Source organism: Rhizobium chutanense (assembly GCF_002531935.1).
GTDB classification, from domain to species: domain Bacteria; phylum Pseudomonadota; class Alphaproteobacteria; order Rhizobiales; family Rhizobiaceae; genus Rhizobium; species Rhizobium chutanense.
In genome coordinates, this window is the sequence record NZ_NWSV01000001.1 from 354204 (window position 1) to 377658 (window position 23455).

The following is a 23455-nucleotide window of genomic DNA, read 5'->3' on the forward strand; positions in this document are numbered from 1 at the left end:
CCGGATTATTCCTTGGCGATCGGGCCGACGAAGTTGGTGTCGAAGCTCGGACCCAGCTTGAAGTCCTTCACGTTCTTGCGGTAGCCGGCCACCTCGGTCTGCTGGAAGATGAAGACGAAGGGGCTGTTTGCCAGATATTTCTTCTGGATGTCCTGATAAATGGCCGCGCGCTTGCCGGCGTCGCGTTCCAGAAGTGCGGCCTTGGCGAGCTTGTCGAGCTCCGGCGCTTCCCAGGTGTTGCGCCATGCGAGCGTCTTCACCGTGCCGGCATCGGAATTGTCGGGATTGCCGGTGAAGGTATCGGCATTGGAATTCGGGTCGAAATAATCAGACCCCCACTGGCCGATATACATGTCGTGGGTGCGGGCGCGGTATTTGGTCAGCGTCTGCTTGCCGTCGCCCGGAATGATTTCCATCTTCACGCCGGCCTGCGCCAGCGTCTGCTGCATCGATTCGGCGATACCGGTCACCGGCTGCGTGTTGCGCACATCCATGGTGATCGAGAAACCATCGGGCACGCCGGCCTTGGCGAGCAATTCCTTGGCCTTGGCGACGTCGAGCTTGTAGGGGTTCTCGTCGAGCGCGCCGAGTTGGCCCTTCGGCAGGAAGGTCTGATGAATTTCGCCGATCCCCTTGATCAGGGTCGCGCCGATCGCATCGTAGTCGACCAGATATTTGAAGGCTTCCTGGACCTCGGGCTTTTTCAGGTTCTCGTTCTTGTTGTTCAGGCTGACATAATAGATCGTGCCCTTCGGCGCGCTTGTCGTCGCCAGATCGGCATTCTTCGAAACCGCGTCGATATCGCCCGGCTCGAGGTTGCGGGCGATATCGATGTCGCCGGCTTCGAGCGCCAGCCGCTGCGCCGAGCTTTCCTTCATGTAGCGATAGATGACGCGGTTGAGCTTCGCCTTGTCGCCGTAATAATTGTCGTTGCGCTCCAGCACGACGACTTCGTTGGCGCGCCATTCGCGCAGCTTGAACGCACCGGAACCGGCATAGCCGGTCTTCAGCCATTCATTGCCGAAATCATTGTCGTATTTGTGCTCGGCATCCGGCGTCACCGCCTTCACATGCTCCAGCACCAGCTTCTTGTCGACGACCGACGCGACCGTTGCCGTCAGGCAGTTCAGCACAAAGCTCGGCGCATAGGCCTTGTCGACCGTGAAGACGAAGGTATTGGCATCGGCCGCCTTGGCCTTTTCGGCAATATTGTCGCCAGTCAGGCCGAACTGGGTGAGGATGAAGGCCGGGCTCTTGTCGAGCTTGACGGCGCGCTCGAACGACCAGGAGACGTCTTCGGCGGTAACGGGATTGCCGGAAGCGAATTTCAGGCCGGGCTTCAGCTTGAACGTATAGGTGAGGCCATCATCGGAAACGCTCCAGCTCTCGGCCAGATCGCCCTTCACCTTGGAGGTATCGTCCATGTCGAGACGGACGAGCAGGCTGTAGCTGTTGCTGGTGATTTCGGCGGTCGACAGCTCGAAAGCCTCGCCCGGATCCATCGTGATGATATCGTCGATGGCAAAGCCTTCGACCAGCGTGTCCTTGGGCGTTTCGGCAAAAGCCGAGGGTGCGGCCATCATCAGGAGGGAAAGAGCGGCTCCTGCCGAAAGCAGGCGGAAATTGCGGCTGAGCTTGGTGATCATCATGGTCTGTTCCCCTGTTCTTGATTGATTACGAAGCGTTTTGTCGGTCATCTCACATTAAACTATTGTCCGTTCCGAGCGCGTCCAGAGGCGCACGGCGCTTTAGGCGTGGTCCTCCCGCCAGGCTTGTGCCAGAATACGAAGCCAATTTTCACGGGCAAGTTTCGTGAGATCGGCCTCACCATATCCAACCTCCCGGAGAGCGGCAATCAGCCTCTGATTGCCGGCAGCATCGCCGATTTCTTCCGGAATGGTTGCGCCGTCGAAGTCCGATCCGAGGCCGACGCAATCGATGCCGATGCGGTTCACCAGATAGTCGATGTGGCGGATCATATCGGCAAGCGGCGTGTCGCTGTCCGAGCGCCCGTCGGGACGCAGCATGGCGGTGGCATAGTTGATGCCGACGAGGCCGCGGCTTTCGCGGATCGCATCGAGCTGCCTGTCCGTCAGATTGCGCGCCACCGGCGTCAGTGCGTGGGCGTTGGAATGGCTGGCGACCAGCGGCTGGTCCGTCGTTTTCGCCACGTCCCAGAAACCTTTCTCGGTGATATGGGCAAGGTCGATCAGGATGCCGAGGCGATTGCATTCCCTGACCAGCGCAAAGCCGGCATCGGTCAGGCCGGGGGCAGTGTCCGGCGGCATCGGGAAGGCGAAGGGCACGCCGTAACCGAAGACATTGTGCCGGCTCCAGACCGGCCCGAGCGAGCGCAGCCCCGCCGCATAGAACACTTCGAGCGCCGAAAGATCGGCGCCGATCGCCTCGCAGCCTTCCATATGCATGACGGCGGCAAAAATACCCTCGGCCATGGCGCCGCGGATATCCTTCACCGTCCGGCAGAGTCGCCAGGCGCCGGCCTGGTCGAGCCGCAGCGCGATCGCCGCCATTTCGGTGGCGATGGCAAGAGACGGCAGCGGATCGAGAGGGGCCGCCATCGGCGTGATATAACGACCCTCGGCATCCGGATCGGCGAAAACGAGATCGCCCGAGGGAATGTAGATGGCGCAGAGGCCGCCCGACAGGCCGCCCTCTCTGGCGCGACGGGCATCGATATGGCCGACCGTCGTACCGTCCGCGAATTCCGCGATGGGATCGCTGCCGTCTTTTGCATGTGTCCAAAGTCGAAGGAGAACGTCGTTGTGACCGTCAAATACGAATTGCATCTGTCTTCCTGGGCTGCCCTACTGCACAATTCCTTAAATCGGAATCGATTTAAGAATAAAATTAGCAGCATTCAAAGTGCCGCAGCGTCCTTTGCACGTCTTTCGGACGCACGGCGCTGCAGAGGGCGAATGAACCGGCAGAATAGGAAAGCTGACGAAATTCGCCACCTCTTTTTTTAGAAATCCGTCATCGACGTCAAAATGGAACGGGGGCCGAAGCCCCCGCAAAAATCATCGATCGCATTGCCGGATCAGTGCTTGCGGCGCTTCTTCTGTCGGTAGACGTCGATGACGACAGCCGCGACGATGATGAAGCCCTTGACGATCTCCTGGTAGTAGGCGTCGATCCTGAGGAAGGTGAAGCCCGATGTCATGACGCCGAGGATGATGGTGCCGATGACCGTGCCGGTGATGCGCCCGACGCCGCCGGTGAGCGAGGTGCCGCCGATGACGGTCGCGGCGATCGCGTCGAGTTCATAGCCGACACCCATGCTTGCCTGCGCGGTTTCGGCGCGTGCCGCCGTGACGATGCCGGCGAGACCGGCAAGCAATCCAGCAATCACATAGACCTTGACGAGATGCGCCTCGATGTTGATGCCGGAAACGCGCGCCGCCTGCGGATTGGCGCCGATGGCATAGGTGAACTTGCCGTAACGGGTATAGCGCAGCGCAATATGAAAGATCAGCGCGACGACCAGGAAGACGACAACGGGCCAAGCCTTGGTTCCGATGAAGTGGAACTGCTCGGTGATCCCGGAAACCGGCTGGCCCTTGGTATACCACTTGGCCACGCCTCTGGCCGATACGAACATGCCAAGCGTTGCGATGAACGGCGGGATCTTGGTGTAGGCAATGAGCGCGCCGTTCGCCAGGCCCGCCGCCGCCCCGATCAACAGGCCGATCATGATCGGCACGAGAGCCGGCAGGTCGGTCAGCGAGGGAAAGACGGCCCGTCCCCAGGTCGACGACTGGGCAAAGCTTGTCGCGATCATCGCCGTCATGCCGACGACGGAGCCTGAGGAAAGATCGATGCCGCCCGTTATGATGACCTGCGTGACGCCGACGGCGATGATGCCGATGACGGAGACCTGCAGGATCATGATCGTCAGGCGCTGCGAATTCAGAAGAAAGCTCTGGCCGATGAACATCCAGCCGAGCGCCTCATAAATGAGCGCGATGCCGACAAGCACGAGGAAGATGCTGAGTTCGGGCGGCATACGCCGCCGCCTTTGCCGGGTCGCGAGCGGAGCCGCGCCCTCTGCTGCCTTGGTAGTCATGTCAAACCTCCCTTGGACGATCGCAGACCGCGCATCACTGCGCAGCCAGCTCCATCACCTTGATCTGCGTTGCTTCATCGCGATTGAGGAAACCGGTCACGCGTCCCTCATGCATGACCATGATGCGGTCGCTCATCCCGAGGACCTCGGGCATTTCGGACGAGATCATGATGACGGCCACGCCGTTTCGCGCCATCTCCGTCACCAGCCGGTGGATTTCCGCCTTGGCGCCGACATCGATGCCGCGCGTCGGCTCGTCGAGGATCAGGATCCGCGGATTGGTGAGCAGCCAGCGCCCGATCAGCACTTTCTGCTGATTGCCGCCCGACAGATTTTCGACCCGCTCGTAAAGATTGGGCGTTTTCACCCGCAGCTTTTTTGCCATGTCTTCACAGGTCGCCTCGATCGCGCCCTGCTGCACGAAACCGCCCTTGACATATCTGTCCTGCAGAACGGCGATCTGCATGTTTTCGAGAATATCGAGGATCAGCAGACAGCCGGTATCCTTGCGGTCCTCGGTCAGGAACGCCATCTGGTGGCGGATTGCCTCGGTCGGCGAAGAAATCGTCACCGGTTTGCCGTAGAGCTCGATCGATCCAGAGCTGGCCGGCGTCACGCCGAACAGCGTTTCGGCAACATTCGATCGCCCGGAACCGACAAGGCCGGCCACGCCGAGGATCTCGCCCGCCCTGACCTCGAAGGAGACGTCCCTGAAGACGCCGTTGAGGCAAAGATCCTTGACGGAGAGCATGACCTCGCCGATCGGCACTTCTTCTTTCGGAAACATCTGGGTGATTTCGCGCCCGACCATCATGCGGATGATGTCGTCGCGGGTGACGTCGGTCGAAGCATGCGTGCCGATATATCGGCCGTCGCGGAAGACGGAGAACTCGTCGGCGATCTCGAAAAGCTCGTTCATCTTGTGGGTGATGTAGACGATGCCGATGCCCTGAGCCCTGAGGTCGCGAATGATGCGGAAGAGATGCTCGACCTCGCGCTCCGTCAGCGCCGAGGTCGGCTCGTCCATGATCAGTACGTCGGAATTATAGGAAACCGCCTTGGCGATCTCGACCATCTGCCGGTTGGCGACCGACAGGTGTCGGACCTCGATATCGGGATCGATGTCGATATTGAGCCGGGTAAACAGTTCTTCGGTCATGCGGTGCATGACGCCGTGATCGACGAAGCCGAGGCGGTTCTTCGGTTCGCGGCGGATCCAGATATTTTCCGCGACCGTCATGAACGGCATCAGGTTCAGCTCCTGATGGATCATGGCAATGCCGTTCTCCAGCGCGTCGAGCGGAGATTTCAGCCGGATCTCGACGCCTTTCAGGCGGATATCGCCCTTGTCGGGTATGTAAATGCCGGCAAGGATCTTCATCAATGTCGACTTGCCGGCGCCGTTTTCGCCCATCAGCGCATGCACGGAGGCGCGCTTCAGCCGGAACTGCACGTCGTCGAGGGCGACGACACCGGGAAATTCCTTGCGAACGCCCTCGGCGCTCAGCAGATATTCCGCATTCGGAACTGCGCCGCTCGCACGCACGGCGGCCATGGTTGTCGGGCTGACGGCCATATCATCTCCTCCAAATACGGACAGGCGGAAGGATGCGGGCAGAGCCCGCATCCTGTTGGCACGCGTCTCAGTTCTTGGTGACGAAGTCCTTGACGTTGGCAGGCGTGACGAGCTGGAAGGGAATATAGACCTTCTTCTCGATCTTTTCGCCCTTGGCGAGCTTGAGCGCAGCGTCGAGCGAGCCCTTGCCCTGGCCGGCAGCGTCCTGGAAGACGGTGACGTCGAGATCGCCGGCCTGCATGGCGGCAAGCGCGTCCTGCGTGGCGTCGACGCCGCCGACGACGACCTTGGTCATGTCCTTGCCGGCTGCCTTCAGCGCCTGGATGGCGCCGATCGCCATTTCGTCGTTGTTGGAGATCACCGCGTCGAATTCGATGCCGCTGGAGAGCCAGTTGGTCATCAGGTCGGCGCCCTGGGTGCGATCCCAGTTGGCCGTCTGCTCTTCGACGATCTCCAGGCCCTTGCACTCATCGGTCTTGACGACGTCATGGACGTCCTGGGTGCGCATGCGCGCAGCCTGGTTGGAAAGCTCGCCCATGATGACGACGGCCTTGCCCTTGCCGCCGAGAATGCGGCAGATTTCCTTGGTTTCCAGCGTGCCGGATTCCTGCTCGTTGGAGGCGACGAAGGCCTGCTTGTCCGGCAGCGTGTCGACATTGACCGGCTGGCGGTTGACGTAAACCAGCGGAATGCCGGCATCGGCGGCAAGCTTGGACATTGCCGTCGTCGCGTCGGTATCGACGGGGTTGACGATGATCGCATCGACCTTGGAGGCGATGAAATTCTGGATCTGGCTCTGCTGCTTGGAAACGTCGTTCTGCGCGTCTTCGACCTGCAGTGTCACGCCGGAAAGCGTCTTGGCATAATCGGTCATACCGTTGCGCAGAACGGTCAAGAAGTTGTCGTCGAATTTCGCCATCGAAACGCCGACGGTTTCTGCGTGCGCGGCCGTCGACATGACGAGCGCCATCGCAGTGCCCAGGATAAACTTTTTCATTTTCACTTCCTCCACAAAGCGGTGCCCGGCTGCACCCTCCTCACGCCGGAGCCCCAGGCATTTGCCCTGAAGCCGTAATTCCCTCGCGCCGCCTCTCCCGCGGCGCCTCCGCAAAACGGAACAAACAAACCGTAAAATTTGCTCTTCGGAATATTCATTCCATTTTCTGGGAACGGCGTCAAGCCTCTTTAGCGGCGACGAGATCAGGATAACGGCGCAATGCTACGGACTTGACGATCGGCGCCCGCATTGCCGCTGTTGTGAAAGGCGAATGCCGCATCCATCTATGGGAGTGTCGAGGGCAGAGCCGCGGCTGCAGGCGCCTTCGATCTTACGACGCGGCCGGTCATTTAATGATTTTGGAGACAGGACAAATGTCCATTTCGATCTATCGCCTCACCGTTCCGATGTTCCAGCGCGGCCTCGCCAGCCTGAAAACCTACCTCGACAAGGCCGAGGCCTATGCGAAGGAAAAGAATTTCGATCCCGCAATATTGGTCGCAGCGCGCCTTGCGCCCGACATGCTGCCGCTCTCCGGCCAGTATCAGCGCGCCAGCGACAGCGCCAAATTCACGCTCGCCCGCCTGACCGCCACCGACGCCCCGAAATTCGAGGACGATGAGAAGACCTTCGACGAGCTGCGCGAGCGCCTGGCAAAGACCGAAGCCTACCTCGCCACCTTCACGGCCGAAGCGCTGGAAGGCGTGGAAAGCCGTGAGATCACCCTGCCGGGCAAGAGCGGCATCGTGCTCCCCGGTGCCGACTATGTCACCACCTTCGCCCTGCCGAACTTTTATTTCCACGTCACCACCGCCCACGCCATCCTGCGCAACCAGGGTGCGCCGATCGGCAAGCGCGATTATCTCGGCTGAGACGATTCTCAGGGCCGGCGCTTGACCGGCCCTTTTTCCGTCAGTTCGGTATAGGCAAGCGTCTGGTCGAGATGCCGCGCCCTCAGCGACAGCAGCTTCTCGGCATATTCGAGCCGGATCGCCGCATAGGCGGGATCGGCCGCGATATTGTCGAGCTCCATCGGATCGTCGCGGAGATTAAAGAGCAGCGGCGGCAGCGCCGTAAAATGCACATATTTGAACCGCGCGTCGCGGATCACCGCGAGATTGCATTCGTTCGATCTCAGCCCGAAATGCCGCTCCGCCTCGCCGCCGGCGATGTCGCGAAAATCGAATTCCCAGAATGCTGCGTCCCGCCAGCCCTCGTCGCGCCTGCCCTCGACGAACGGCATCAGCGATCGGCCGTCGAGCCCGTTCTCCGCCTCGATGCCGAGCCTTTCGCACAGGGTCGGAAAAATATCCGCAGCGCTGGTGAAACCGTCGACCTGGCCACCGGACGCCCCGCTTGAAGGATCGCGAATGACAAGCGGAATATGATAACTGCCGTCGAAGAAGCCGCCTTTGCCGAGCGTCCAGTGATCGCCCGCCATCTCGGCGTGGTCCGACGTGAAGACGATCAGCGTATCGTCCCAGGCTCGCGCATCCTTGAGCGCCTGCCAGATCCGGCCGAGCTGCGCATCGACCTCCGATATCATGCCGTAATAGATCGCCCTGATCGCGGCGAAATCCTCACCGTTCCAATCGCTGAGCGGCCCCGTTGCGCCGTGGATGAAGCTGCCCTTCTCGGTGCGCGGCATGGCATAGCCGAGATAGGGATGACTGTCCTCTTCGGCGGCGCGGTTTGATGCCCGCGCAAAAGTCGGCCCCTCGCCCGGCTTGACCATCCGGTTGAACGGCTCCGGCACGCAGAATGGCGGATGCGGACGCAGAAAGGAGACATGCGCAAACCACGGCCTATCCTGTTCGCCCAGCCAGCGGATGAACTCGCCGGCCAGGAACGCCGTCTGAGTCTCGTCGCTGGAATAGGCCGGCGCCGCATCGGAAATATCTCCCGGCTTCGCGCCGACGGGAATATGGATGTCGCGGCTGACCGCATCCGCGTGACCGCGTGACCTGAGCCAGGAGAGCCATTGCCTTTCATGTTCCGGCAGAAGCTGGCGTGATGTAAAGCCCGGCAATAGGCCCTCATAGGTCGTCAGATGCGGATCGCCCGCATCCAGAGCGCGCGGATCGGGCGCTGTGTCGGTGTAGCCGAACAGCGTCGGGTCGTATCCCGCCCGCCGGGCGGCGAGCGCCAGATTGTCGAAGCGGGCGTCGAGCGGCGAACCGTTGCGGCAGACGCGATGGTTCATCTGATAGAGGCCGGTATAGAGTGTCGCCCGCGCCGGCGAGCAGGGTGCGGCCCCGGCATAATGCCGCCGGAAGAGCGTGCCCTCCCGCGCCAGCGCATCCACATTGGGCGTCTTCACGCAAGCATGGCCGATGGCCGACAGGCAATCGCCGCGCCATTGATCCGCGGTGATCAGCAGAATATTCGGCCGACGCGCCCTCTTGGTGCTGGTTGGCTCAGTGCTGGTTGGATTTTGCATGCCAGTTCCAGGCGGAACGGATGATCTCGGACAGATCATACTGCGGCACCCAGCCGAGCACGTCGCGCGCCTTGTCGTTATTGGCGACCAGCGTATGCGAATCGCCTTCGCGACGGCCGATATATTCGACCGGGAAAGGCAGGTTCGACACGTCTTCGATCGCGCCGAGCAACTCCTTCACCGTCGTGCCGGTGCCGGTGCCGAGGTTGAGCGCGACGGATTGGCCGCCCTTCAACAGGTATTCGACGGCGCGCACATGCGCATCGGCAAGATCGAGCACATGAATATAATCACGTACGCAGGTGCCGTCGCGCGTTTCGTAATCGCTGCCGAACACCTTGAAGCCCTGGCGCCGGCCGAGCGCCGCGTCGATCGCCAGCGGTATCGCATGCGTCTCCGGCTGGTGCCATTCGCCGATCCGGCCTTCGAAATCGGCGCCGGCCGCATTGAAATAACGCAGCACCACCGAGCGCAGGCTCCGGTACTGGTCGTAATCGGCAAGCGCCTGTTCGACGATATATTTCGTCCGCCCGTAGGGATTGATCGGCACCTGCCGGTGCGTCTCGTCGAGCGGCACGCTCTGCGGCAGGCCGTAGGTGGCGCAGGTGGAAGAGAAAACGAAGGCGTTGATACCGGCCGCCTGCGCCGCCGAAAGCAGCGTCAAAGTGCCGATGACATTGTTCTCATAAAAGGAAACCGGATCCTTGACCGATTCGCCGACCTCGATCAGCGCCGCGAAATGCAGGATCGCCGCCGGCTTATGCTTGGCGAGCACCTCGTCCAGCCGGGCGCGATCGCGAATATCGCCTTCCTCGGCCGGGCCCCATTTGACGAATTCGCGATGACCGTTCGAAAAATTATCGAAGACGACAGGCTTGTAGCCCTTGTTCGCCAGGTCGAGACACGTATGCGAGCCGATATAGCCGGCGCCGCCGACCACAAGAACCGTTTCACCTGCCATGCACCACCCTTATTATTAGCGAGAGATAAAAGAAACCTAGACGAGATACACGTCAATAAAAAGAAGGAATTGCGATAGAGCAATTCCAGGAAAAGTGCGAAGCGGTTTTCCCAGGCAAAGCGCGAAGCGGTTTTGCCGGGAATTGCGTTAAAACAAAAGCTAGAGCGGTTCTGCGCTTCCATGAAAAGCTGAACCGCTCTAGCATTACAGTTGCATCTTTGATTTGAGATGCGCTTGCCTTGCTGCGGCTTGGTGTGCCCGTCGCCAAAGCGACCATGCGATGACGGCTGAAGGTTCAATTCGCCGTCGTGCAAGGTGGGTTGCGATCCGGCGGATTTCCTGGATCGACCAGCGGATCAATTGCTGATGCCGGGTCCCAAGCGTTGCCTCGTTTTTGGGGGTGGCATAGTGTTGGCGCGATGACGAATGACCGCCATCATGGCGAATGCGAGCATGACCAGCGAGACATGGCGATGCCAGCCGTGCCAGGAGCGGGTCTCATTGTGGTCAAGGCCGAGCTCGTTCTTGGCGGTTTCGAAGCTGTCTTCGATGGCCCAGCGGTGGCCCTCCACGGTCACCAGCTTTTCCATGGATGTGCCAACCGGACACCATGTGGAGAAGAAAGCGAGATCGCCATCGGCGATCTTGCGGCGGATCAGCAGCCCCCGTGTCCAGATGCCGGGGAATGCCGCGTCGAAATCATCGGCATCGAGGTCGGCCAATTCGAGATAGACCCAATCATGCAGTCGCGCGCCCTTGGTCCCATCGCCTGCCGACAGGCGTCGCCAGGCATCGTCAGGCAAGGCTTCGGCGATGTCCTTCGCTGTCCCGGCAACGGCCAGCGGTTTGTCCCATGAGCGAAAGAGATGATTGGCGTTCACGCCCAGCACATAGCCCTTGGCGGCTCGTTTGAGCGCCATTTCGATGTCGCCCACGCCATAGACACTGTCGGCAGCCACCCAGGTAAATGGCACATCCGAAGCGATCGCCCGCTCGATCATCGTCAGCGCCAGTGCCGGCTTGGTAGCAAAGCTGACCGTGTCCGGCACATGGGCCCTGGCCATACGGTTCCGGTCCTCCGTCCAGACCTTCGGCAGATAGAGTGCCCGATCGATGAAGGCATGACCATGGCGGGAGACATACGATGCGAATACGCCGATCTGGCAATTGGTGATCTTGCCCGCCGAACCTGTATATTGCCGGCCAACACCACAGGATGCCTTACCCTGCTTGAGAAAACCGGTCTCATCGATCACCAGCACCGCGTCAGCATCGGCCAATGTCTCAAGCGCATAGTCGCGCACGATATCGCGCAAGGCATCCGCGTCCCAATGACCGCGCCCCAGAATAGCCTGTTGCCGCCATGGGCCGGGATCGCCGGCCGCCTCCGCGCGCATCCAACCCGTCTTGCGCCGCTCTTCTCCCAGCAAACCGTCCAGAAATTGGCTCGCTGAATTCGCTACCCGCTCCTGCGTGAACAGTGGTCGCATTCGCGCTTTCACATCACGCAACGAAGACGCCCAAAGCTCCAGCGTCGTCTCTATCGATACACCTGTCATCCATGACCTCCGAATCATGGAGGCCTATAGATTCAGGCAATGCATAAAAATGCAACTGTAATGCTAGGCGTGAACGGACAATACGTCAAATGCCGAACCGCCCCCCGCCCATGCGATTGTGCCGGATCAGCGATCGGTGAATTATTCGCGTGATTTGCATAACAGCCCGTTTTAAGGGGCTTTACCATCATATGATGCAACGGCCTGCAGCCACCAGCCAGGGAGCGCGCGAATGAGGAAGGCATTGGTCGTTTGGGGCGGCTGGCAAGGCCATGAGCCGGAGCAATGCGCCGAGATCGTCGCCGATCTCCTGCGCGAGGATGGTTTTGTGGTCGAGGTCACCGGCGATCTCGGCATATTCGCATCTCCGGCGCTTGCCAAAACCGACCTACTGGTGCCTGTTATAACAGGCGAAACGCTCGAAAAACCCCATGCCAGCGCCTTGGTCGAAGCGGTGCGCGGCGGGCTGGGGCTTGCCGGCCATCACGGCGCGCTCGCCACCTCCTTCAAGGAAAGCGCGCCGTTCCGCTATGTCTCCGGCGTCACCTGGGTCGCGCATCCCGGCAACATCATCGACTTCCGCGTCGCCGTTACCCGCCAGGACGATCCGGTGATGGAGGGCATTCCCGATTTCGACTACCGTTCGGAGCAATATTACCTGCACTATGATCCGACCGTCGAAATCCTGGCGACCACCACCTTCACCGGCGGCTACGATCCGGCGGCCCGCAACGTCGTGATGCCGGTCGTCTTCAAGCGCCATTTCGGCGCCGGCCGCATCTTCTATTCCGCCCTCGGCCATGTCGCGGCCGAATTCGACCATCCCTATATGCCCCTCATCCTGCGGCGCGGCCTGAGCTGGGCCGCCCGCCAGCCGTGATGAAAGGGCAAACGCTTTCGGTGTTTATCGTGGCCGGCTTCATCGAAGTAGCAGACCGCCTGCCGGCAAGGCCGATCATGCGTGCGGAATGCCTCTGAATCTTCGACGTCTCGGCAATGTGGCTAACGCGCCGCTTTCAGCTGCAGGTCGGCGGCGGCGGCGGGAGCCGGCTCGTCATAGACCCGCATCAGCCGCCCGGCTGCCTTCAGCTTCTCGATGAGGTCGTTTCCATCGGGCGAGGCCTTGGTCAATTCCAGCTGCTCGAATTCCCTCAGTGCCTGCGCCCAATGGCTTTCCCCGCGCCCATCCGGCCTGCCTTCAAATTCCCACAGTGAATAAGCGCGCTGGCTGACCCAGGCGTCTTTATTGTGACTCATGACAAACCCCAGCCGAAAAATTTGAAAGCAAATATCGATAGCAAGAAGGTGCCAAAACCGGCTTTAGGAGTCGTTACGAGGCAGCGTTATTTTTTAGCTAACGGCGATGATTCGGCGAGACTAAACGCCGATAAAGTCATACGAATCGGCAGCATGATTGCACCCGGCATTATCCCGGCATCCCCTCGCCCGGCACCTTGGACTGATGTGAAGGCTGAGATACTGTCGGCCTGAAACGATAGCGATGGTCCATGGCAGCAAAGACAACTCTCAACGCGAAAAACCTGGAAACCCTTGGGGCGCAGCGTCTCGCCGAACTGCTGATCGAAATCAGCACCGGCAGCGCCGCCCACAAACGACGGCTTCGCATGGAACTCGCCGGCAATCACGGCAGTGCGGAAGTCGCTCGTGAGGTGCGCAAGCGCCTCACCAGCATCGCGCGAGCCCGCAGCTTCATCGAATGGCATAAGGTGAAGACCGTTAACGCCGACCTCGAAACGCAGCGATCGACGATCGTCACGGTCGTCGCCGCCGACGATCCGAAGGAGGCGTTCGATCTCATCTGGCAATTCCTTGCCGTCGCCCACACGATATTCGAGCGATCCAACAGCGGCGACAGCGTGTTCATCGAGACGTTCCACCGGGCATGCGCCGATGCCGGCGTCATCGCCAGCGCCGCGTCTATCGGTACCGATGTTCTTGCCGACAGGGTCTTTGATGCGCTGCAGGATAACGACCATGGCCAATACGATCCGCTGATCGCCGAAATGGTTCCGGCGCTGGGCAAGGACGGCCTGGAACGCTTGAAGAGCCTCCTGGTGAAATGGTCGAACGAAGCGGAGGAGAAGCCCGCCGACGCCGACCGGGAGGTTTTCGGCTGGGGCGGCAACGGGCCGATCTACAGGGACGAAATCGACGCCAACCATCGACAAATGACGGCGCGCATCGCTCTGCAGGAAATTGCCGATGCCCAGAATGATGTCGATGCCTTCATCGCCCAACAGCCGGAACAGACGTTAAGGGCGCCGACGATCGCAGCCGACATCGCCGACCGTTTGCTCTTGGCTGGACGCGCTGGGGAAGCCTTGGAGATTTTGGACGCCGCCGATCACCGGGGTCGGTTCGAACTGCCTTATGAATGGGAGCGCGCCCGCGTCGAAGCGCTCGATGCCCTGGGGCGGGGGGAGGAAGCGCGAGCCTATCAATGGCAATGCTTCGAGCAGTCGCTGAATGGCGAGCACCTTCACGCGCTCCTGCGAAAGCTCCCCGACTTTGACGATATCGAGGCCGAAGAGAAAGCATTCGCCTTCGTCCATGGTTTTCCGGATGTTCACTCGGCCCTTGCCTTTTTCCTCACCTGGCCCGCACTGGCCGAGGCGGCGAAACTTATCTCCAGGCGCCAGGCCGAACTGGACGGCAACCTGTACGAACTGATGACGCCGGCCGCCGAGATATTGCAGGAGAAACACCCGCTCGCGGCAACCATACTGCTGCGGGCGATGATCGGCTATGCCCTCGATTACGGCCGATCCAGCCGTTACAGGCACGCCGCGCGCCATCTGGCGGAATGCGCGTCGCTGGCGCCGCATATCGACGATTTCGGCAATGCCCGGCCTCACGACGCCTATCTTGTCGAGCTGAAGCGTAAACACGGAAACAAGCATGGCTTCTGGAGCCTGATGCGTTAAGCCGGATACGAGACCGCGCCGAACTTGACGGCTGATCTTCCGGCAGCTTGAGGAACGCCGCCGTATGACCGCGCTGAGGCAGGAAATCGCCCATGCGTATTTGGAGAAGAACCGGGATGCTCGCACCGATCTTCGGGCATATGATGCCCTATCGGCGGAATTTTCCAGGCACGCGCGCGTCTGGGCGTCGCATTATCGAATAACGCAGGGCGTTCAAAATTGACAAACTTTGCCAAATTGTGTCGCACTACAAAATAAGGAGGCCAATATGGCGACGATGAATGTATCCCTGCCCGACCCGATGAAAGACTGGGTTGAGGCGCAAACCAAAACGGGCCGCTATGCCAACGCGAGCGATTATGTCCGCGACCTGATCCGCATGGATCAGGAGCGAAAAGATAAGATCGCCGCCATGCAGCGATTTGTCGATGAGGGGCTGAAGAGCGGCGTCGGCACGCGCTCGAAGGGCGAGCTTTTTGAGGCAGCGCGGGCACGCGTTGAAGCTTCCCGCGGCAACTGACGGTTTCACCTCACAGAAGAAGCCGAAGAAGACATGATCGGCATTGCCGAGGCGGGAATCCGGCTGTTCGGGCCGGCGCAAGCGCGGATTGGGTTTATCTCGAATTGGCCGACCTCGATGCCGATAATTTCGATGCGGCATTCCCCGGGATCTGGATGCTGATCCGCCGCAAGCTCGCCGACGTCGCCGCACCGGGACGGTGGGGATTCGCACTTGATTCGGCGGTTCCCGAGGCAACCACAGGAGCGTCAAGCACAGCGACGCCAACGGCGGGAGGCGGGAACGACTGTCTCCGGCGAAGCATTCCAAATCGTTGACACCTTAGAATGGGCGTCGTAGCCATGCTTTTGATAGAAACCGCGAGCCGCGGGTGTGGTACACATGACCGCAACGCGTCCTAGAAAAACGCTTAAGTTTCAAATGCTTGTGATTTATGGCGGAGAGGGTGGGATTTGAACCCACGATACCCTTGCAGGTATGCCGCATTTCGAGTGCGGTGCATTCGACCACTCTGCCACCTCTCCGCGGTCTGGTCGGCGCTTGTTCGGCGCGGGCGTTCTCATAACAAAGCTCGATCGGGGTTGCGTTAGAACAGAGAACGGCACGCCATTTGTGCCCTCAATGTGGCGCGAAGTAAGCGCTTATCCAGTCAACGCACTCTGTGCTTTCCTGATGCCACTGAGGAAGGACGAAAATACATCACCAGTTAGCCATTCGTCTTTCGAGGACGATAGACGGGTGAACCGCTTGAATTGTGAATGGAGCTCGGCGATCAGCTCTGCATCTTCTTTGCTAATCTTGTTTGTTCTGCGCCCGTGGGAGAGGCGCCATGCCATTGACCCGACCTGTCGACGATCGAAATATTCCGGATTACCTAGGCGGTCTCTCAGTGTCTCAACGAGAATGTCCCATTCATCTTTCAGTGTATCCATCATCTCATCAGGAGATGGTTCTACGTCGCTGGTTCCAATTTCGGTTTCTTGATCAGGTAATACGCCGTCAACAACTCTGTTTATTTCTTCCTGAACCTCGACAATCTTGGATTTATCCATTTCGTCGAGCGCTTCACGGACCTCTGTAAGCTGATCCGATATCCGCTTGGAAAGACGGTCAATTCGTTCCTCCAAACCCCGATACTCTTCAGAGAAACGGGTGGTGATCTCTTGAGCTTTCGCCACTAAGGTATCGGTGTCTGAACGAAGTGTAGCGGCGGTTTCCTTTAGCTCTGGGATGGCTCGTGTAAAATCACTGATTGAACGTCCAAGTCGATCTGTAAATGCCAAAAGAACCCCACCAGGGCCCAAAACAACGATCCCGACTATAGCCACGATCGGCCACGCGGCAACATCAAGAAATTTAATTACGACATCCATGAAAAGCCTCAGAACAATCTTTTGGTGATCAACCGAAGCGAGATTTGCAAAATAAAAACGCAATTTCTACTAACGCCGAGCATTTACCACAGCGATTTTTTTAACTTTCAGATAACGGACTGAACGACCCTCAGGATTCGATAGTGCCAAATCCTACTAACCACCCTCATACGCTCGCCTGAAGAGCGGCTGTGCCTTCTCGAAATCAGCCATCGAATGCAGCGAAATCTCTAGATCGCCTGTTCCCTGGTGGCCGATTCTTCTGACATCGCGTGAAAAGCTCTCTTCAAGCTGTATGTCGGAGGGGTCTAGCCGCAGAAAGGCCAGGATGCTCCGCGCCTGAGGGAAAATCTGCAAGCTGGTAAAGTTCTTGATCCGCTTGAAGGCGGTATATTGCTTCAGTTCCTTCACCTGCACATCGTCGCCGAGGCCGATGAGGAACTGCTGCACGGCGTCGTAGAGATCACGCAGTTCCGTGGAGGCCTGCGACAGGCGGTAGGCCTGCCGGTTCGTGTAGTAGGGGTCGGTTTCTTCGCCTAGCGTCTCCTCCACGACGACACCGGGACTGGTTGGCATTGCCCTTTGCCCCTGCCGCGATGCCATCACGCTGGTGGTCTTCGGCGCATGCACCAGTTCCAACATCAAAAGATCCTCGCCAAACCGGCGGTAGCGAATGAGCTCGATGTTGCGGGCGATCTGTTTGACGGCGTGTTCGTCGTAACGGGTGAAGTCACCGGCGATACATAACAGCCGCGGTGCCGACCAGTCGACGGCCTTCGCCGCATCAGGTCCCAGCTTTTCCATCACCAGCCATTGGAATTCCTTGCGGTGGTCCATCAGCCAGTCGAGATAGAACAGGCCCTGGTTGATGACGTTCTCGTTGACCGCGCGCTTGTATTCGATGATGACCGGCGAATTGTCCTCATCCAGACCGAGTGTGTCGATACGTCCGCCGTGCACGGGGCCGGTCGAGTGCTCGGTGGCAATGAAACGGATGCCGAGCAGCACCTCGAGATTGGCTTCGAACAGGTTTTGCAGCGACTTCTCAACCTGGGCGGCTGCTCCGGCGAGTTCTGTCACCCGGGCGCCGTTGAAATGAAACAGCTTAATGTCGCTCAAACTTGACTCCGAGTAAGCTCATAAATTGCAGAGTAAGTTCTATTCGCCTGTGCGGCGTTGTCCAGATAAATTGCCAGTGCGTGCTGATCTGTTAGGATCGACCGCAAATCATGATTGCATAACGTGACGACTCTGACCTTGTCGCAACTGGAGAACCATCTCTGGGGGCAGCGGATATCCTGCGAGGATCGATCGATTCTGGGGACCACAAACACTACCGTGTCGACGATCTCTGACCGGACACCGCGAGTTATTGTGCACTGCGGTGTCGTCATGCGATCAACGAGAAAACTATGACTCGATATCGGCCAGCTTTTTTATGTCTTTCAGCGTAGAGGTCCCATATTTTCTCGCCAAAGCGAAGACAAACGATGGTTCAACGTCCTCGGCAAAGGCCAAAAGGCCAGCAAGGTTCGCTTGCTCTGCTGAACTCAATTTGCCGAGAAGCCAATGATGAACTGCGGAACGCATATTTCGTTTACGCTGGTGCCCCAGTGATACCGACCCATCGTTAGCTAATATTAGACCGGTGACCATCCGTTTATACTTTCTGGTAGCCAGCACGGTTTTGTCTTCATTTAGCTGAAGCTTCGGGTTCTTTATTTTGTGGATGGCTTGTCGAAGAACTTTCTCGACGCCGTTCAAATACCCTGTTCTAGGCGCCGAGAAGGTCAAATCGTCGGCGTAGCGTGTATATTTGGCTTTTTGGCTTTCAGCATAACTCTGCATATATTCATCAAATTCAAACATCAGAATATTCGAAAGCATGGGAGATGAAGGAGCTCCGATTGCAAGCCTCAATACAGGAGAATATCTACTGCTTTTTCTGAAAAGAATCCTTGAACTCAGCTTTACATCTTCTTGATGATCAAAAATACTATGTTTCTCACAGTATTTTTCCCAATCTACGGCTTGTATGTTTGGAAAGAAATCTTTGAAGTCGAATTTCAGGATAGGACCATCGCCCGCATGGTAGGCGGCGTTGTTCCGAATCGAAATACCTGGCCTATAGGCCATCGCAGCACTATGGATTGCCAGCCCCGATAAAATCCGTTGCACCATTGCGCGTTGCAGCACCTTGAGCTCGCGAGCCGGCTGGGAAATCTCGCGCTTTCCTCCTCGACGTTTGTCGATTTCATAGGTTTTGTAACGATTCGGGGCTGTCGCAATAATGGTTCGAAGGTCGATCTCGCTTAGGCCCGTATCTTCCGACAGCATTCTCAGAAGCTCGCTCATTCATCAGCCCCGTAAAACTCGGTGATTACGCTATACCGGAGAGGTTGATGTGCCTTCCAATGTTCACGGATCGCCATCCTCCGGCGCCCTTTGTTTGCCACGGCACGCACGGTTTTCGTAACGATCGACACCGAATCTGGAAGAGGTCGCGCAACGTAAAAGTCATCTGAGCCTTTTCGCTTCTTCACAACCCAGTTTGCTGCCTCGGCGCAGAGCAGATAACCCTTTAACTTTAGCGAAGGGACATAGACATCCAGCTTCAGCAAGAGCTCGTCAATCTCGTCGATTGTCAGGGCACCATACTCTTGGACCATTCCCACTATCAATTTAATGATATGGCCAGGGCGAGTTGAGCTGAACGTCGTCGGATTTCGAATAGTTGCCAGCCTTGAGGCCAGCGGGCTTTGAAGCTGGTCCCTCAAAACATCGATTCGGATCCCCGCAGCTGAGCCGGCGACACCAATATCCCTGTCATCAATTACAAAGACGGACGACTGACCGTGTTTTCTCTCGAGATATCGTAGCGGTCCCAGCCTCACGAACGAGGATGCGCCTTCTCCGCTCCAATGTTTGTCCCGAACAATGACCAGCATGCGAGATGCAATTTCCTCAATAACAGAAAATGCACCCAGCTCGGCCAAACTCCCCTCGCTTTCACAAAACAAAAGAATTATTTCTGAAATCTCAGCAAGGTCAGTCTCGAACTCAAGGATATCTTCATAAGCATCGGAAAAAAATCCAAGCCTAGTGATGTCCTCTGCCTGAATTAATACTTTCCCATTCAACGCTGGATTGTTGAGTATCTTTAAGAAAGCATCCCTCATGGAAAGAGGGATTGCCTGCGACAGATCAGAATATTTTCCGCCACATAAGAATACCACTGCGGAAGGAGCTTGAACGTGGATTTTGTCCGCATCCAGCTCCTCCGCAAATGGCAACATATGCTTACCTTTAAAGCCCTAGAAGGTAGTGAATGGCTATCGAGCGGAGCGTCCCGAAGGGCGATTGGCAATCGCTACCTTCTAGGGCACCAAATCTCGACAATATAATGAGGTCCGGACGAATCGCCAGACCAGCGCACGAAGCGCTTATGCACGTAAGCGTTGCGCACAATATTGCCAAAAAGTCGATTGTCAACGGCGTGATGATGCAGCTGTGGATAAGCCGGAAGCGGATCGAAGTTCACTTCATGCGCTCGAATGTGCCGAGGCTGTGGCTCGCCGCAGTTGACACAAACCATCTAACGTAGGAGATCCGCCTAAAGCGTGACAATCCAGCTCAAAACTGGCGGAGAGGGTGGGATTTGAACCCACGATACCCTTGCAGGTATGCCGCATTTCGAGTGCGGTGCATTCGACCACTCTGCCACCTCTCCGCGGTCAGGTCGGCGCTTGTTCGGCGCGGGCGTTCTCATAACGAGCATATGACGGGTTGGCAAGCCGAAAAGTCGAAGCATTCCATCCTTTTGCCTTGACAGTTTTTTGTCGCTCGCGTATCCCGGCTGCGCAATAGGTTTGGAGAAATCCGTGCCTTGTTTGTCCTGTGCTTGCGCAGGGCGCTTCACCGGCAGGAAGAGTTCGAGGTTTCCCTCTGAAATCCCTGCTTAACTTCGACTGATAAAAAGACGGCCACCTTGCCCAAGCGGCGAGGAGAGCTGGAACGAACATGAAAGGATAAAAAATGTTCGCAGTCATCAAGACCGGCGGTAAACAGTACCGTGTGGCAGCCAACGACGTGCTGACCATCGAAAAGCTGGAAGCCACCGCTGGCGATTCCATTGAATTCACCGAAGTGCTCGTGATCGGCGAAGGCGCCGACGCTGCGATCGGTGCGCCCTTCGTTACCGGCGCCTCTGTCAAGGCAGAAGTCGTCGAACAGAACCGCGGCAAGAAGGTCATCGCCTTCAAGAAGCGCCGCCGTCAGAATTCGAAGCGTTCGCGCGGCCATCGTCAGCATCACACGGTCGTCCGTATCACGGACATCGTGGCTGCCAAGTAAGATCAACGGGTTTCAGGTTTAAAGGAGAACTCCAATGGCACACAAAAAAGCTGGCGGTTCCTCGCGCAACGGTCGCGATTCCGAATCCAAGCGCCTTGGCGTGAAGAAGTTCGGCGGCGAAGCCGTCATCGCAGGCAACATCCTCGTGCGTCAGCGCGGGACGCAGTGGCATCCGGGTTCCAACGTCGGCCTCGGCAAGGATCACACGATTTTTGCACTTACCGCCGGCAATGTGAACTACCGAACGAAGGCCAACGGTCGCGTCTACGTGTCTGTCATGCCGAAAGCGGAAGCAGCGGAATAAGCCGGTAGCGCTCTAAAACAGCCGGCGTCTCATCGACCCGGCTGGCCGTACCAGGTTCAGTCCAGAAAACAGGGGAGATGGGGCGCCATCTCCCCTTTTTCTTTGTCCAAACAGGAGGACTGAACATGCAAGGCGAATTGTTGAGGGCAGACCAATCACGGTCTCCCCGGGAAGACCAGCGGTCTCCCATGGAACGGCTGAGGCCGGAACGGTTAAGGACCGATTGCCCTGTCTTGTTATCGGAAAGGCTCGTCATGCGCGCGCCCCACGAAGAAGACATCGACGCCCTTGCCCATCTCGCCAACAACGCCAAAGTCGCCACCATGGTATCGCGTATGCCGCATCCCTATACCGCCGATGATGCCGCCGACTTTGTCTGGCGTACGCGAAATGGCGAGATTGGCAAATGCGTCTATGCGATCACCAAGGCCGAAAACGGCGCCTTTATCGGCTGCTGCGGTGTCGAGCCGCATGCCGACGGCAGGACCGTCGAAATCGGTTACTGGCTGGGCGAACCCTATTGGAACAAGGGTTATACGACCGAGGCCTGCCATGCCCTGGTCGATATGGTGTTCAGAACCCGCGAAAACGTCGATCAGATCGACGCCCGCTGCCGGGTGATGAACGTCGCCTCGCGCCGCGTCATCCAGAAGTGCGGCTTCCAGTTCCAGGGATCGGGGCTCGCCGCCTCGCTGGCGCTCGGCAGCAACGTGCCGGTGGAATGGTACCGGCTCGACCGCAAGACCTGGATATCGCTCAGAAGCTGGGGGAACATCGCATGAGCACATCAGCGCTGCAAAGGCCTGAGACCAGGCCGATGATGCCGGGCCCCGCGCCTGTCATCTCGACGGCCCGGCTGACGCTTCGCCCTCACCGGCTGAGCGATGCGCCTGATATCGCGGAATCGCTCTCCGATTTCGCGGTCACGCGCATGCTGTCCCGCGTGCCGGCGCCGTTCGACCGGCAGGATGCGCTGGACTGGCTGATGCCGGTGACCTCGGGCACCCTGCCCGACTGGCCGCTGGCTATAACAGGCAAGGACGATGTCCATATCGGCAACGTCTCGATCGAGCTGCGCCACGGCCGCTGGCACCTCGGCTACTGGCTGAACCGCTACTACTGGCGGCGCGGCTATATGAGCGAGGCGGTGGCGGCGATCATCGAGCGCTTCTCGCGCCGCATGCCGGAGACGCCTGTTCATTCCGGCGTCTTCGCCGACAACCCGGCGTCGCTGCGGCTGCAGGAGAAGCTCGGTTTCCGCATGGTGGGTTGCGGCGAAATCTATTGTTTCGCCCGCAATACCATGGTGTCGCACATCGAAACCGTGCTGCAGCCGGGCATGCTGCAGCCGCGGAAGGTGGCCTAACAGAGCATGATGCCGAAAAGTGTACGCGGTTTTCGGACGTCATCATGCTCTCATCCGAGACTGGAACAGGAGGCGCCGCCGGCTCGGCGGCGTCTCCGTCAATCGCCGATCTCGACCCACACGGGGAAATGATCGGAGCCTTCCGATCGCGTGTCGATCCGGGCGGATTTCAACCGGCTGACGAGGCCGCAACTGACAAAGCAATAGTCGAGATGCATGCGTTTGCCGTGATCTTCGGGATCCATCCAGCTATAGCTCTCCGGCCGATAGGCCTGAAGCGCCGCAAAGGCGTCGACCGGCGTGCCGATCCGGGCGATACGGCCGTAATAGCCGCCGCCAGCGCCGGCAAGCGCGCAATATTCCGGCGATTCCGGCTCCATGTTGAAATCGCCCATGATGATATAATCCTCCGGCAGCGGCGGCTCCGGCAGATCGAATTCGCCACCGCCCGTCAGCGACCCGCCCTCCTGGACGAAGGCATTGATATGGGCGTTCAGGAACTGCAGCTGGCGGATGCGCTCGTCGGCCGAGACGTGGTCGAGATGGACGCAATAGAGGCGGATCGCGCCGCCGGGCACTGCAATCACCGCCTCGGTGGCGCCGCGCTGCAGGTTGATCTTGCCGATCGTCCGGCTGCGCGGCAGAAGCAGCGTCCGCGTCGAGACGACGGGCCAGCGCGACAGCACCATATTGCCGAACTGAAAGCGGGTGCCCGGCGGCGGCTGCGGCCTGCCGTCAGCTGCCTCGACATGCATATCGCAGGCCGGCCCATACACCCAGAAATAGTCGGGAAAGAAGGCCGCAACATCGGCCGCCATGTCGGCAAAACCGTTGCGCGAGAAACCGCGGGTCACCTCCTGCAGCGCGATGACATCGGCGCCTTCGAGGCTGCGGGCGATGCGCGCCAGGTCATATCTGCCATCAAGACCGAAGCCGTACTGTATGTTATAGCTCGCGAAATTCACGATAATCTTTGA

Annotated in this window: 22 protein-coding genes and 2 tRNA genes; 8 read left to right on the plus strand and 16 right to left on the minus strand. The window is 58.8% G+C overall.

Going from position 1 to position 23455, the window contains the following annotated elements:
- Window positions 1-5: 5 nt before the first annotated feature.
- The 5 genes from CO666_RS01715 to CO666_RS01735 all read right to left on the minus strand — a co-directional run bounded on the left by CO666_RS01715 (window position 6) and on the right by CO666_RS01735 (window position 6657).
- Window positions 6-1649 carry an ABC transporter substrate-binding protein gene (locus CO666_RS01715; RefSeq protein ID WP_097610421.1) on the minus strand — a complete coding sequence of 548 codons (1644 nt, stop codon included), beginning with the start codon at window positions 1647-1649 and terminating at the stop codon, window positions 6-8.
- 99 nt (window positions 1650-1748) lie between these two features.
- On the minus strand, window positions 1749-2807 hold the full coding sequence (locus CO666_RS01720) for a dipeptidase (RefSeq protein WP_097610422.1): 1059 nt from the start codon (window positions 2805-2807) through the stop codon (window positions 1749-1751).
- 251 nt (window positions 2808-3058) lie between these two features.
- Window positions 3059-4084, minus strand: coding sequence for an ABC transporter permease (locus CO666_RS01725; RefSeq protein WP_097610423.1), 1026 nt, complete (start codon window positions 4082-4084; stop codon window positions 3059-3061).
- 34 nt (window positions 4085-4118) lie between these two features.
- Window positions 4119-5660 (minus strand): sugar ABC transporter ATP-binding protein, encoded by a 1542-nt coding sequence (locus CO666_RS01730; RefSeq protein ID WP_097610424.1) that lies wholly within the window; start codon window positions 5658-5660, stop codon window positions 4119-4121.
- Window positions 5661-5727: 67 nt separating this feature from the next.
- Window positions 5728-6657, minus strand: coding sequence for a sugar ABC transporter substrate-binding protein (locus CO666_RS01735; protein WP_097610425.1), 930 nt, complete (start codon window positions 6655-6657; stop codon window positions 5728-5730).
- A 374-nt stretch (window positions 6658-7031) separates the two neighbouring features.
- Between CO666_RS01735 and CO666_RS01740 the strand changes: the two genes are divergently transcribed.
- Window positions 7032-7529 (plus strand): DUF1993 domain-containing protein, encoded by a 498-nt coding sequence (locus tag CO666_RS01740; RefSeq protein WP_097610426.1) that lies wholly within the window; start codon window positions 7032-7034, stop codon window positions 7527-7529.
- An 8-nt stretch (window positions 7530-7537) separates the two neighbouring features.
- On the opposite strand, the gene CO666_RS01745 is transcribed toward CO666_RS01740, so the two are convergent.
- The 3 genes from CO666_RS01745 to CO666_RS01755 form a co-directional block, all read right to left on the minus strand.
- The gene (locus tag CO666_RS01745) at window positions 7538-9097 is read right to left on the minus strand and encodes an alkaline phosphatase family protein (protein ID WP_097610427.1); all 1560 of its coding nucleotides are present in this window, start codon (window positions 9095-9097) and stop codon (window positions 7538-7540) included.
- Entirely contained in the window at window positions 9075-10058 is a 984-nt protein-coding gene (galE, locus tag CO666_RS01750) for a UDP-glucose 4-epimerase GalE (protein WP_097610428.1), read from the minus strand. Before galE ends, CO666_RS01745 begins: the two co-directional genes overlap by 23 nt.
- Before the next feature lie 356 nt (window positions 10059-10414).
- Window positions 10415-11635, minus strand: a complete 1221-nt coding sequence (locus tag CO666_RS01755; protein WP_097610429.1) for an IS701 family transposase — start codon at window positions 11633-11635, stop codon at window positions 10415-10417.
- A 214-nt stretch (window positions 11636-11849) separates the two neighbouring features.
- Here CO666_RS01755 and CO666_RS01760 point away from each other — a divergent pair, with 214 nt between their 5' ends.
- Window positions 11850-12497, plus strand: a complete 648-nt coding sequence (locus CO666_RS01760) for a ThuA domain-containing protein (RefSeq protein ID WP_097610430.1) — start codon at window positions 11850-11852, stop codon at window positions 12495-12497.
- Between the two features lie 122 nt (window positions 12498-12619).
- On the opposite strand, the gene CO666_RS01765 is transcribed toward CO666_RS01760, so the two are convergent.
- Entirely contained in the window at window positions 12620-12874 is a 255-nt protein-coding gene (locus CO666_RS01765) for a DUF2934 domain-containing protein (protein WP_097610431.1), read from the minus strand.
- Window positions 12875-13125: 251 nt separating this feature from the next.
- On the opposite strand from CO666_RS01765, the gene CO666_RS01770 reads away from it, so the two are divergent.
- Both CO666_RS01770 and CO666_RS01775 read left to right on the plus strand, forming a co-directional pair.
- Entirely contained in the window at window positions 13126-14562 is a 1437-nt protein-coding gene (locus CO666_RS01770) for a DUF6880 family protein (RefSeq protein WP_097610432.1), read from the plus strand.
- 268 nt (window positions 14563-14830) lie between these two features.
- Window positions 14831-15082, plus strand: a complete 252-nt coding sequence (locus CO666_RS01775) for a type II toxin-antitoxin system ParD family antitoxin (protein ID WP_097610433.1) — start codon at window positions 14831-14833, stop codon at window positions 15080-15082.
- A 434-nt stretch (window positions 15083-15516) separates the two neighbouring features.
- Here CO666_RS01775 and CO666_RS01780 read toward each other — a convergent pair.
- The 6 genes from CO666_RS01780 to CO666_RS01805 all read right to left on the minus strand — a co-directional run bounded on the left by CO666_RS01780 (window position 15517) and on the right by CO666_RS01805 (window position 20185).
- Window positions 15517-15606 (minus strand) — tRNA-Ser (locus CO666_RS01780).
- 117 nt (window positions 15607-15723) lie between these two features.
- A complete protein-coding gene (locus CO666_RS01785; RefSeq protein WP_097610434.1) occupies window positions 15724-16455 on the minus strand; it encodes a coiled-coil domain-containing protein in 732 nt (243 codons plus the stop codon).
- A gap of 156 nt (window positions 16456-16611) precedes the next feature.
- Window positions 16612-17574 carry a DUF5655 domain-containing protein gene (locus CO666_RS01790; protein WP_097610435.1) on the minus strand — a complete coding sequence of 321 codons (963 nt, stop codon included), beginning with the start codon at window positions 17572-17574 and terminating at the stop codon, window positions 16612-16614.
- A gap of 291 nt (window positions 17575-17865) precedes the next feature.
- Window positions 17866-18810, minus strand: a complete 945-nt coding sequence (locus CO666_RS01795; RefSeq protein ID WP_097610436.1) for a retron St85 family RNA-directed DNA polymerase — start codon at window positions 18808-18810, stop codon at window positions 17866-17868.
- Window positions 18807-19751: a retron St85 family effector protein gene (locus CO666_RS01800; RefSeq protein ID WP_143540218.1), complete on the minus strand. Its 945-nt coding sequence runs from the start codon at window positions 19749-19751 to the stop codon at window positions 18807-18809. The genes CO666_RS01795 and CO666_RS01800 overlap by 4 nt, the downstream gene beginning before the upstream one ends.
- A gap of 344 nt (window positions 19752-20095) precedes the next feature.
- Window positions 20096-20185: transfer RNA gene (locus CO666_RS01805), tRNA-Ser, on the minus strand.
- Window positions 20186-20490: 305 nt separating this feature from the next.
- Here CO666_RS01805 and rplU point away from each other — a divergent pair.
- The 4 genes from rplU (at window position 20491) to CO666_RS01825 (ending at window position 22478) form a co-directional block, all read left to right on the plus strand.
- Window positions 20491-20808 (plus strand): 50S ribosomal protein L21, encoded by a 318-nt coding sequence (gene rplU, locus CO666_RS01810; RefSeq protein WP_003543907.1) that lies wholly within the window; start codon window positions 20491-20493, stop codon window positions 20806-20808.
- 34 nt (window positions 20809-20842) lie between these two features.
- Window positions 20843-21112, plus strand: a complete 270-nt coding sequence (rpmA, locus tag CO666_RS01815) for a 50S ribosomal protein L27 (RefSeq protein ID WP_003567620.1) — start codon at window positions 20843-20845, stop codon at window positions 21110-21112.
- Window positions 21113-21237: 125 nt separating this feature from the next.
- Window positions 21238-21894: a GNAT family N-acetyltransferase gene (locus tag CO666_RS01820; RefSeq protein WP_085738750.1), complete on the plus strand. Its 657-nt coding sequence runs from the start codon at window positions 21238-21240 to the stop codon at window positions 21892-21894.
- Complete coding sequence (locus CO666_RS01825) at window positions 21891-22478, plus strand: GNAT family N-acetyltransferase (RefSeq protein WP_097610438.1); 588 nt, start codon at window positions 21891-21893, stop codon at window positions 22476-22478. Before CO666_RS01820 ends, CO666_RS01825 begins: the two co-directional genes overlap by 4 nt.
- A 98-nt stretch (window positions 22479-22576) precedes the next feature.
- Here the strand turns inward: CO666_RS01825 and CO666_RS01830 are convergent, their stop codons facing one another.
- Window positions 22577-23443 (minus strand): endonuclease/exonuclease/phosphatase family protein, encoded by an 867-nt coding sequence (locus CO666_RS01830; protein WP_097610439.1) that lies wholly within the window; start codon window positions 23441-23443, stop codon window positions 22577-22579.
- Between the last annotated feature and the right edge of the window lie 12 nt (window positions 23444-23455).

Bases quoted from the DNA above. Each gene is read 5' to 3' on its own strand.
- CO666_RS01725 (WP_097610423.1), bottom strand. From the start codon at position 4,084: ATGACTACCAAGGCAGCAGAGGGCGCGGCTCCGCTCGCGACCCGGCAA.
- CO666_RS01730 (WP_097610424.1), bottom strand. From the start codon at position 5,660: ATGGCCGTCAGCCCGACAACCATGGCCGCCGTGCGTGCGAGCGGCGCA.
- CO666_RS01800 (WP_143540218.1), bottom strand. From the start codon at position 19,751: ATGTTGCCATTTGCGGAGGAGCTGGATGCGGACAAAATCCACGTTCAA.
- CO666_RS01820 (WP_085738750.1), top strand. From the start codon at position 21,238: ATGCAAGGCGAATTGTTGAGGGCAGACCAATCACGGTCTCCCCGGGAA.
- CO666_RS01715 (WP_097610421.1), bottom strand. From the start codon at position 1,649: ATGATGATCACCAAGCTCAGCCGCAATTTCCGCCTGCTTTCGGCAGGA.
- CO666_RS01795 (WP_097610436.1), bottom strand. From the start codon at position 18,810: ATGAGCGAGCTTCTGAGAATGCTGTCGGAAGATACGGGCCTAAGCGAG.
- rpmA (WP_003567620.1), top strand. From the start codon at position 20,843: ATGGCACACAAAAAAGCTGGCGGTTCCTCGCGCAACGGTCGCGATTCC.
- CO666_RS01760 (WP_097610430.1), top strand. From the start codon at position 11,850: ATGAGGAAGGCATTGGTCGTTTGGGGCGGCTGGCAAGGCCATGAGCCG.
- CO666_RS01765 (WP_097610431.1), bottom strand. From the start codon at position 12,874: ATGAGTCACAATAAAGACGCCTGGGTCAGCCAGCGCGCTTATTCACTG.
- CO666_RS01745 (WP_097610427.1), bottom strand. From the start codon at position 9,097: ATGCAAAATCCAACCAGCACTGAGCCAACCAGCACCAAGAGGGCGCGT.
- CO666_RS01770 (WP_097610432.1), top strand. From the start codon at position 13,126: ATGGCAGCAAAGACAACTCTCAACGCGAAAAACCTGGAAACCCTTGGG.
- CO666_RS01720 (WP_097610422.1), bottom strand. From the start codon at position 2,807: ATGCAATTCGTATTTGACGGTCACAACGACGTTCTCCTTCGACTTTGG.
- CO666_RS01740 (WP_097610426.1), top strand. From the start codon at position 7,032: ATGTCCATTTCGATCTATCGCCTCACCGTTCCGATGTTCCAGCGCGGC.
- CO666_RS01775 (WP_097610433.1), top strand. From the start codon at position 14,831: ATGGCGACGATGAATGTATCCCTGCCCGACCCGATGAAAGACTGGGTT.
- CO666_RS01755 (WP_097610429.1), bottom strand. From the start codon at position 11,635: ATGATTCGGAGGTCATGGATGACAGGTGTATCGATAGAGACGACGCTG.
- CO666_RS01785 (WP_097610434.1), bottom strand. From the start codon at position 16,455: ATGGATGTCGTAATTAAATTTCTTGATGTTGCCGCGTGGCCGATCGTG.
- CO666_RS01735 (WP_097610425.1), bottom strand. From the start codon at position 6,657: ATGAAAAAGTTTATCCTGGGCACTGCGATGGCGCTCGTCATGTCGACG.
- CO666_RS01825 (WP_097610438.1), top strand. From the start codon at position 21,891: ATGAGCACATCAGCGCTGCAAAGGCCTGAGACCAGGCCGATGATGCCG.
- galE (WP_097610428.1), bottom strand. From the start codon at position 10,058: ATGGCAGGTGAAACGGTTCTTGTGGTCGGCGGCGCCGGCTATATCGGC.
- rplU (WP_003543907.1), top strand. From the start codon at position 20,491: ATGTTCGCAGTCATCAAGACCGGCGGTAAACAGTACCGTGTGGCAGCC.